Origin of the sequence: Streptomyces sp. NPDC019531, from assembly GCF_044903305.1 — a bacterium.
Taxonomy (GTDB): domain Bacteria; phylum Actinomycetota; class Actinomycetes; order Streptomycetales; family Streptomycetaceae; genus Streptomyces.
The window spans coordinates 47,033-55,214 of record NZ_JBJDQL010000055.1 but is presented as its reverse complement, the minus strand read 5'-3'; the positions used below and the strand labels follow the sequence as shown (position 1 = coordinate 55,214).

At 59.9% G+C, this 8,182-nt stretch carries 5 protein-coding genes; 1 reads left to right on the top strand and 4 read right to left on the bottom strand.

Annotation, left to right across the window (positions count from 1 at the left end; genetic code table 11):
* Positions 1 to 433 precede the first annotated feature (433 nt).
* Together ACI2L1_RS39530 and ACI2L1_RS39525 are read right to left on the bottom strand one after the other, a co-directional pair.
* Positions 434 to 2,812, bottom strand: a complete 2,379-nt coding sequence (locus ACI2L1_RS39530) for a S8 family peptidase (RefSeq protein ID WP_404744287.1) — start codon at positions 2,810 to 2,812, stop codon at positions 434 to 436.
* A gap of 237 nt (positions 2,813 to 3,049) precedes the next feature.
* The gene (locus ACI2L1_RS39525) at positions 3,050 to 4,030 is read right to left on the bottom strand and encodes an AAA family ATPase (protein WP_404744286.1); all 981 of its coding nucleotides are present in this window, start codon (positions 4,028 to 4,030) and stop codon (positions 3,050 to 3,052) included.
* An 886-nt stretch (positions 4,031 to 4,916) separates the two neighbouring features.
* Between ACI2L1_RS39525 and ACI2L1_RS39520 the strand changes: the two genes are divergently transcribed.
* Entirely contained in the window at positions 4,917 to 5,177 is a 261-nt protein-coding gene (locus tag ACI2L1_RS39520) for a hypothetical protein (RefSeq protein ID WP_404744285.1), read from the top strand.
* Between the two features lie 384 nt (positions 5,178 to 5,561).
* On the opposite strand, the gene ACI2L1_RS39515 is transcribed toward ACI2L1_RS39520, so the two are convergent.
* Positions 5,562 to 6,377, bottom strand: coding sequence for a DUF4231 domain-containing protein (locus tag ACI2L1_RS39515; RefSeq protein WP_404744284.1), 816 nt, complete (start codon positions 6,375 to 6,377; stop codon positions 5,562 to 5,564).
* 410 nt (positions 6,378 to 6,787) lie between these two features.
* Positions 6,788 to 7,498, bottom strand: coding sequence for a hypothetical protein (locus tag ACI2L1_RS39510; RefSeq protein WP_404744283.1), 711 nt, complete (start codon positions 7,496 to 7,498; stop codon positions 6,788 to 6,790).
* Between the last annotated feature and the right edge of the window lie 684 nt (positions 7,499 to 8,182).

Here is an 8,182-nt window from a genome sequence, read left to right as displayed (position 1 = left end):
AGACCCGAAACCCTTCGTATGGACGAAGACCGCGGACGAGATCCTTGAGCGCCTCGCCGGATATCTGAACCGAATTCCAGACTCAGGACACTAGTTCAAGGCGGCTCGCTCCGCTCCCCGCGCGCGGCCCGGCCCCCGGCCGGGCCTGCGCTCCTGTCTCCGCCCCGCTCCAGCCCGGCCGGCGCCCGTGCCGCGCTCACAGCAATCAGCCGCCTGATGCCAGAAAAGGGGTACGTCGTGGCTGGGGCGGTCGGCTCCGCGGCTTTACGGAGCCACTTTGGCGCGAGCCTCGAAGATCATGGCCCCAACGTCGTGCTTTACCGGGCAGGTCCACAGACTGCCCGACGCGCCGCAAGCTTACGGGGCCATGATCACTCGCGCCAAAGCAGCGCCACCCCAAAGCCGCTCCACCGACCTCATTTCTTAAATGCGCCTACTCAGTATCCCTGCCAAGCCGCACCCTGGTCCTCACACGCAGCCTGGCGGCAATCTCGTTGTAAACCTGAATGCGCGAATCCTCCGAGACTTCAAGACTGACTGCCAAGCCGTAGGGCACAGGCTCTCTGATTTTTCCGATCAAAGCACGGCAATTCACTTGCACGGAAATCAGATCGCCGTCGACAAATACGGCCGCGCGATCCCCACTCATGACTTCATGTTGCACGGTCCCGCGCCGCACACTTTGCCAGTCAGCATCGGTTCGCCGCACTTCAAGCTCAGCGGTGCTTGGCATGAAATACAGGTGTGCAGCCCTATGTTTCCTGTCGTTTCGAACTGTGGGAGAGAAGTACGCCAGAGTCACAGTGAACCTTCGCGGAATTGTCTTGCCAGCAAGTCCAGGCGGCAGGGGGAACTGAAACACGTCTGCTTCCCCTTCAGAGAGTTCGCCCCACCCCAAGACCGTCGCCCTATTGGCCGCACACTCCCTCACACGCCGCACGTCGAGAACTCCGAAGCCATAAAATCTCGAAATCGCTTCCCGTAATTTCGTTTTGGGGACATCGGTCAGTACATCACTCAGTTCCTGTGCCGCACTGGGATATCGAACGGAATGAACCAAAGCCGCCTTCGTCAATACCGCCCAGTACTTCTCGGGCACCTCGGTACCGTTTGTCGACATCTCACTAAGCAACTCAAGAAACAGTCCACCCTGATGAGAAGTCACGGCCGCGGCACCCGAAGTGCCATGAAAGTGTCGACTCCCGTTCAATGCCCCAGGTGGGCCCCCAGGCGAGGCAGTGAGTAGACCTGGAGCAATCGAACTTGATACGAAGTCCAAGGTAGTAGTGGGGGTTTGTCCCCCGCTTGGCCGCTGCCGGAACAAAGTGCGCCCGCCTGGAGCAATTAGGTCAGGCTTGACGCTGCGCCTATACCCCATCCCAATTGCCGTCACGGGACTCGGAAGCGACTCAGTTCCGCTGGCTGAGCCAGGCAACGGATCTATGCGGCGGCCGACGATATAGCTGTCCCCGCAGGCATCGTCATGGCAAGCTCCCACGCAGAGGCCATTCACAGCCTCAGATGGACTTAGAATTCGGCGCCTTTCCGCAGTAGCAACTAGGAGGCGGAGCGTCTCCTGTCTTAGCTTTTCTGGGGCAAGAGTCTCAAAGATGTCAGGGGCATACGGATAGGTCAAGCAAGTGGGGTGATTCCCCGCGCTAACCACAAAGAGGACCTGATATTTGTACGCCAGCCAATCTAGAAGCCTCGCCCAGGGGCTCAGAGTCGTTGCTAGCTGCAGACTCGCATCCCCCAGTGAGAGATTAATGAGACGCACACGCCCATTTCGGGTGAGATCTTCATGCGATAGTAGACGCACAAGAGAACGGTGCACCAGGTCAATAGCAAGTTGATCCCCGGGAATTCTTTCCACCCGTGAATTCCACGCTTCTTCGGGACGCAAGACCGGTCGTACGTAAATAGGTCGACGGAGACTCTCCGTCTCAGCTTCCCCTCTGTCACCGTGCAAGATCAGGCTCGCCACAGCAGTTCCGTGCTGCCTGTCACCAGCTTCGATCTCTGGGTCCCAGTCGTCAGGATCATCGACAATTACGGCATCACGCAATGATTCGTGCTGCGCCAGGGGATATCCATCCAGGACCGCCACCAGCGGATGGAGGTTACGGTCACGAGACGCCTGTGAAAAGTCGAAGGTTTCCTCAGCTAGGTCTTGAATTGGGGTGGCAGACTGCGCTTCAGGCCTAAAAAATGCAATCTCCTGTGCGCGAATCAAGGCGACGTCTTGGTATCGTTCATTTAGGATGGATTCAATGGCCTGAATTGGCAGATGAGCGAGAATTCCATGATAGCCGATATCGGAAATTGCACAGCTGGCCAGCGTCTGGCCGCCAGCGATTTCTACTAGGGACCGTACGCGTTGCTCGGCGCTCTCTCGGCGACCCGTTGCGGCCCTGTACCAGAGTTCGATCTCCACAGGAACAGATTCCTGCGCCTCTTCGACTCTGGCGGCAAATTCCTCTAGGACGCCGGTGCCTCGAAGCCTGTCCTTGGCGGACCACCTGCGCAGGTCAACAAGACGTGCAAATACATTACGCCATCGAGTCAGGCCGCGCGGGAACTTTTGAGTGTCACTCTTATACATGTCCCAGAGCTTCAAGACGTCATTGAGCCCGTCTTGATTACTCGCAAGCATGAACAGCGTGCCGTCAAAGCGCGCAGAGGGATCGTCTAGATCTACAAAGTTTCCCGCACCGTCAATATCGGTCGTATCTGATTCTGCCAGATATTCGAAACCTTGGATCTTACTTACGGCTTTATAGAAATCATCAACGTCTCCGATGATCTCTAGCACAAGGACTAGTTCAGGGTCTACGCCAGAGAGCTCTGATTCGATGGAGGCCCTTTGCCCCTCAAGCATGTCATGCAGTGCTTGCCATGCTCCGCCTAATCTTTTCTTCTGGGAGTCCGCTCCAGGGAAACGAATGTTCGATTCTCCGCCGCCGTTCAGCTTCTGCCGGCCAGTCTTTCGGCGCTCTGGAAAGACTAGTAGAGGGTAGGACGACGAAGGAGGCGTAACCATGCTTATACCTTAGCCCTTTTGGATGGCTCTCGCACGCTTTTCCCAGTTAACTAGGACCCTTGACACGAGGCTGTCGTCTTTACCGTCCAAGTCGCCAGCGAGAATTTGCCTACGCCGCAACTCTAGGAAAAAGTCCTCAATCTCTGCATAGCTAATTTGGCCGAGCCTGTCAATTATGGTTCTGCTTGATTTAGAAAATCCCATTCCCAGCCGTTCCCGGAGATCCTCAGCGAAACCTGTCCGCTGATCTCGCGTCGGCATAGGAAATTCCAATTTCAGCTGGAACCTTCGCCATACCGCACGATCCAGCAATTCGCTGTGATTGGTCGCCGCGCAAACGATCACATGAGAGGGCAACTGGTCAACTTGCATAAGCAGATTGCTTACGACTCGCTTAACCTCTCCCGTGTCATGCTCGTCTCCACGCTCTTTAGCCAAGGTGTCGAACTCATCCAAGAAAAGTACGCAGTGCCGAGAGCGCGCTTCAGCGAATACTTTCTCGAGGTTGAGGCTTGTCTCACCTAGGTAGCTGGTAATTACGGTTTCGTACCGCAGGACCAATAGGGGAACGGCTAGTTCTGCTGCGAGCGCCTCAGCTGTAGATGTTTTGCCGTTTCCAGGAGGCCCAATGAGGAGAACGCGATGACGCGGCTCAATATTATAAGCTCGCAGCAAATCGACGCGATGCTGCTCCTCAATCAGAGTTGCCAAATCTTCAGAGATGTTTTCCGGCAGCCTTAGGTCCGAAAGGCGCCGCTTTGGGTGGATTTCAACGTAGCCATCACTTTTCGCAGCCGTACTAGGCTGCTGCAGCATATTTGGCTGGCTGGCAGGCGCATGGCGAAGCAGGCTCACTAGCTGATCGGCGAGGACCGTGTGCCTCTTGGCTTGCTCCTCGCTAGCAAGAGCTTCCACGCTACTTCTCACACGCCGCTCATCGCGTGTCAGGGCTGCTTGTGCCAACTGCAACAGCAGGTCAGCTCGGGCCATGGCTCCTCCCCGATCCCGCTTCCAATGGCTCGGCCACTCCAGTTAGGCATCCCCACATCAGACACCCACTAGTCCAAGGATGCCGCAAGGTACTGACACTTCCCCACGCAAACCCCGGACGATAGCCGTAACGCCCTACCGTATCAACAGCATCGGTCACACTCGGTACGATGCGGACACGTTGTGTTACCGCCACCGTCCGGCATCCGCAAGTTTGCAGATCCTGGCTCACGACGCTGGACTGTTGGCTGCGCTACGAGAGGTCAACGACGCCGGCCAGGCCCCTGGGAGCCTACTGGCGGCGAGGAGACACGGAAGAGCCCGAATACCAAGCCCGACGAGACCCGTGCGGCGCAGCCATCGACTCGTACATTGACCAGAGCAGCCGCGTGATCGGTAAGCGCCTGGAGCGCCCCTAACGAACCGCTGAACGACACCGCACCCGTTCAGGGCGGCAGCAGCGGGGTATCACGGGCGGTGCCGCAGAGGACGCCTCACTGCAGCCGTTCGCCTAGGTCAGCGAGCCGAACCAGCGATGAATGATCGCAGGTTCCCAAGCTGAGAGCGCGAGTCGCTTCTTGGCGCCCTCTCTACCTAGAAGCCCACGTGTGCCAGCACTCGGGTTCCTGCCGCCGCAGGCGATAGTGCGCGCCCGTGATCCAGGTGCTTTGCTCTGGATATGCAGGCTGTCTACGCAAGTCTCGTAGCTGTGTCCGGCACGCTGCTCGGAGCAGTGACTACTCACGGATTCCAGCGCCGCGCAGCGGAGTCCGCGACACGTAACTCCCGGGCGGATCGCCTACGCGAAGAGCGGCTGACCGCCTACAGCGCCTTCGCGGAGGCTGTGACGGACTATCGGAGTAGCCAGTACCGACGGTGGGAACTCATGCAACTCGATCCAGCGAGCCCTGAGTCGGCAGCAGCGAAGCTCGAATCGCATCGCCTGCGCGGCGTGACTCGACAGATACGCTGGCGCATACAACTCCTGACCGATGATCAGGAACTCGTGCAGCTTGCCGACGCCGCAGTCATCGAGGCCAGAGACGTGGGCTTGGCTGATGATGTGGCTGACCGCAAGCGCAGACACGATCTCGCCGGCGAAGCGGTCGAGCGGTTCGTTCTTCATGCGGCCACGCATGTGCGCTAGCCCAGAAACACCGGAAGCCAGCCGCGCTTCTTGGTGATTGGCCGTCGAGCGGTGTGTGTCTAACTGCGTGACAACGCCGACGGACAACGGCGGACGAGCGCGAACGTCTGCGGACCATTAGCGCAGGCGAAGGGGACACCAGCCCAAGGCAGAGCCCTCACCCAAGTTGCTTCGGGACGAAAAGGTCGCCTCACGTGGTCTCGCCTCCCCGCTCCGTTCGTCGCAGCTTGCTCTGGCCAACGGCATGGCAGCGTGGCTGAGGACCGGTTGGGGTACAGCGAGGCACACGCGTGCCTGATCGGTCAACGCGCCCGCCATCGTGGCTGGCTGTCGTCGGTTGAGGCCCAGACGGCTCTCAACTGGCCATGCCATCGCGGCGCACAATCAGCCGGCCTGATCACGCGTTTCCGACGGTTGGTCAAGCTGTTGTTCGCGGCGGCTCTGTTCCACTCGGAGGGTTTCGACCTTCGCGGTGAGAAGCGCAAGGTTTGCCGCAGAGTCAGTGCCATCGTAGGGCGGCAGGCCGAGGTGGAAAGCGTTAGCGTGCTCTTCGATCGAGTCTGCGGTCTGCTGCAAGTTGAAGCTGCGTTCGCGGAACTTGTAGTACCCAGTGATGCCTGCACAGATGGCAACCATCATGGTCAGGCCAATGATGATCGATTTGAGTGGCTGAGTGGTATCGCTGAAGGACTGCGCCCCAGCATTTGCAATGGAACCGATGATAATCAGAAGCTGGAATAAATTGTGCCGTCGACGGTAATGGCGACTCTCCTTACGGAGCTGATCCAATTCCTCTGGTATGGACTCAGTAAAGGCGAACTGTCTGTTGCGAATGGGGATGTCTAGCGGAGTCGCGTCGATGAGCCGACTCTCGATCGCGATTTCAAGATCTAGCTCCAGCTCCTCTCGAGTCAGCCGATTCCCACTGGTGCCAGGCCGTGGGCCTGGGTGCCTGATCGTTTCGATCCACGAGGACGCAACGAACGCGACAGCAAATGCGACCGCCAGAAGAACGAGCACCGTATTGATGGGCGCCATGTCGAAGCGCCGCCACGTCAGCGCAGTGGGGACTGCGACGCCGAGCACACAGAGCACGACACCAGCCCCGAAGCCATACATCAGGCGCTGTCGCAGGTTAACCCCTCTGATGTGCTGACGAAGTTCCAGGATCCGTCCGTTGTGTGCCCGCAGACGTGCCACAGGTCCGAGCGGCGATGGAGCTGACACACATCCCCCTTACTGCTCTGCTCGTGCCGGTCTCGCTCCGGCACCATCTCCAGCTCGGCGAGCCCGCGGCCGAAGTCATCTTCAGTCGTACCCGCACGCTAAGGTCACGGCACTGCGCATCGCGGAAAACGGCTACTGATTCCGGCGACGGCCCGCCCAGTGCGGGTACTTTACGGGCCAGTGCCATACCCCCCCCCCGGCACCATCACGCCCGCGTCCGGAAAGGCCGTTATGGCTGTCCGTCTCAGCTTCCGTCTTGTTCAGCACCGGTTCCGTCTTGTTCAGCACCGGTTAGGCAAGACCAACCACGAGTCGACCGCGGCCCAGGACCGACTCATATGCTGGGTCTGCTGGCGTATGTGAAGCATTCGGTTCCGTAGAGGTCAGCTGTCCTCGGGGCTGTCTCCAGCGCCTCCGGAGTTCGCTTCAGTGGTGCCGGTGACGCGGTCGTGTGCCTTCTCTGCGGCAACCATCACGAGCGCCACCAATCCACTTAGCTCCAGGAATTTACCGAGGATGCCGTCCGCGGTCTCGCTGGAGAACGTCACGGTCATCAAGGACGTCATGATGACGGCTCCGACGAACAGAGCAAACTGCTGGCGGCTCACCTCGACGGGGAGGTACTCGATGGCTTCCGAGGCAGTGAAGTCACGGACGCTGTCCTCCAGCTCGGCCACCAGTTCCTCGGGGACGTCATCCTCGGGCGTGGCCCGGTAGGCCTCTTCCACTGCGGCTGCGGCAGTCGTGAGCTGGGCCTGGCTGAGGGTGCGAAGCCCCTCCACCGTGCTCATCAGCCGGGACAGCGCGGTGGCGCCGACGGTCAGGTCGAGGTTGGCCTGTATCTGCCGCTGGGTCTCAGCGAACGACAGCAGCATCCTGGACAGACCGCTCGTGTCGAGGTTGGCCTGCATCTGCCGCTGGGCTTCAGCGAACGACAGCAGCATCCTGGACAGACCGCTCGTGTCGAGGTTGGCCTGCATCTGCCGCTGGGCTTCAGCAAACGACAGCAGCATCCTGGACAGGCTGGCCAGGGCCGGAGAATCCACGCGCAGGAGGTGAAGCGACGTCTCGGGCATCTCGGGTGTGGTCGCCATGCCGGCCACCTTGCCACAGTGCGGGCGGCCCTGGATGTGTGGTCTGCAATTCGCGAGTGGTGAGACGGCAGAGTGTGCTCGCTGTCTTGGGGCACCGGCGGGGGCACGCTCATTCGCCTCTATCCACGGCGCCCTGAACGGTCTATTCGTTGTGCTCACGCAGCATCCGCATGACGATCGCGAGGGAGGGCCCTTCCTCTTGCCGGTTGTGATGACGAGCATGGCCGCGATCTGTCGCAGGCTCATCTCTTGCCTGAGCAGGTTCGGGGCCATGGCGAGGACGGTCACAGGGCGCGATCGTCGGCAGCAGCGCTGGCAGGCTGGCGGACAGCCGCACCACTCGGCGGGACGGCTCAGCGGATGCGTCTATCTGCAAAGCACAGTCCACGGTGGATTTGCTGAGTTTCGCTGAACCGGGCGACTGAGAAGACAACCTGCGGTACGCATGCATGACTAAGCGATGGACCCCAGGCCCAGACGGAGGATCAGCATGCGGGGAAGAGAGCTGCCGTTTACCACTGCGTCTGACCAGCGTGACGCGATGGAGTACATGCAGGAGTGTTACGCAGACGAAGGTGTCGCCCGCTCCAGGGAGCCAGCAGTACTGGTGCGCGCCAGCGCTGCCGGTAGCCGAGAGGTCTTCCACGGTGACGAGCACTGCGGCCTCATGGTCGGCGACGGACG